This window comes from Arthrobacter sp. NPDC080086 (assembly GCF_040702285.1).
In genome coordinates, this window is record NZ_JBFBKP010000166.1 from 1 (window position 1) to 1,845 (window position 1,845).

The following is a 1,845-nucleotide window of genomic DNA, read 5'->3' on the forward strand; positions in this document are numbered from 1 at the left end:
TTTGAGCATGATGGCTTTGGGCATGGAAAGAGCGATCAGGCGTCGCGGGTGACGGGGGTGCGGGCACTAGCGTCGACCGGCCCTTGCTGCGCGGGCAACTCAGCAGCGCCCTCTGAACTTGCGTCCGTCATTGAAGCGGACGGCGGTGTGATCGTGAAGGGCTTCCTCGCACCAAGCCTGCTCGAACACCTGAAGAAGGACCTTCTTCCGATGCTCGAAGCGACCCCGAACGGCGTGGACGAATACTTTGCCGGTACGCAAACGCGACGCCTGTCACGCCTGTTTGCCCGCACCGACCATATGGTCGACGTCGCGCTGAACTCACTGTTTCTCGAAACCGCGCGCCTCATTCTGCAGAAGCCGATCAAGCTCTGGAGCGGCGAGAACCAGGTCGAGGTGGCACCCGATATTCAGGTGGGCGTAACGCAGGCTATCCAGATTCGACCTGGTCAGGGCATGCAGCCGTTGCATCGTGACGATTCAGTCTGGCTGTGGCGACACCCCGGCTACAACCGGGAAGCTCGCGTGCAGATCATGATCGCCATCACCGATTTTTCCGAAGAGAACGGTGGGACCTTGGTCATCCCGGGCAGCCACAAGTGGGATGACGAGCGGATGCCGAAGCAAGAGGAGGCGATCCCGACCTCGATGGACGCTGGCGATGCTCTGATCTTCATCGGTTCGACGTACCACGGAGGTGGGCAGAACCGAAGCAATGCGCCGCGGACCGGGCTGACCATGTCATATGACCTCGCGATCCTGCGGCAAGAAGAGAACCACTATCTGACGTTGCCGATCGAGCGCGTCAAGCGCTTTCCCGAGGAAATGCAGCGGCTGCTGGGATGGTCGTGTAGCACGACCTATGCAGGATTTGTGGAACGCAACGGGGTGATGACTGACCCCCAGGCGTTGCTCCAGCAGGACGATTTTGTCGAGGTTGGCCACTTCAACTGACTCCAGTGCATGCGTTCTTCCCGTGGACTGCATGGGAGGAGATCAACCGCTTGGAGAGCAGTGCCAGCCGCGATGCCACACGCGCGATGCCCGAGGGCGTCGACGCACCGTCGCAGCAGGAATCGACGACGTTGCGCAATGCATTGCAAGCCAATCAATCACGCAGATTTTTCAAGTTAAGCACGGGGAGTCAGGATGGACGACATTGCAAAGAAACACGACGCGCCGACGGATGCGGCGCCGCTCACGCGGCGCGGCTTTCTCGGTATGGCCGCGTCAGTAACGGCAGCGGCAACGGCGGCGGTATTGCCGAAGGTGGCGAGCGCCGCAACTGCGGCCAGCGATGACCGCGACGTGCTCGAGGTCGCCATCATCGGCGCCGGGCTGGCCGGCCTGACCGCTGCACGCGACCTCAAGCGTGCGGGGTGCGAGTCCTTCGTCGTGCTGGAGGCGCGCGACCGTGTCGGTGGACGCACCCTCAATCACGACCTGGGAAAAGGCTACTTTTCGGAAGCCGGCGGCCAGTGGATCGGGCCGGGCCAGACCGCGGTTGCCGATCTGGCTCGCGAGCTCGGCGTCAGCACCTTTCTGACCTACTGGGAAGGCAAGATCGTGATGCTGGCGGGCGACGCACGCGCTACCACCGAATGCGACGGCGGCTTTGGCACGGATCCGAAACTGCGGCGTGAGCTGGAGGAGTTGGCCAAGAGCGTGCCGACAGCGGCGCCGTGGACGTCGCCGCGTGCCGCCGAGTTCGACGCCATGTCGCTTGCTGACTGGCTGGCAACCAAGAACCATGCGCGCATCGTCCACGTTGATGGCGATGCGCTCGATCGACATCTCGGCGCGGCCACCGGCTTGGCCTACGGCGATCACCACGTCGGGGTGCAG

Annotated in this window: 1 protein-coding gene and 1 pseudogene; both read left to right on the plus strand. The window is 63.0% G+C overall.

Features of this window, described 5'->3' with window-relative positions:
- The coding region (locus AB0305_RS23055) for a phytanoyl-CoA dioxygenase family protein (RefSeq protein ID WP_366174195.1) at window positions 1-954 on the plus strand (954 nt) is incomplete at its 5' end.
- 267 nt (window positions 955-1,221) lie between these two features.
- Window positions 1,222-1,725 (plus strand): annotated as a pseudogene (locus AB0305_RS23060) (FAD-dependent oxidoreductase); the annotation flags it as partial.
- Window positions 1,726-1,845: the final 120 nt, after the last annotated feature.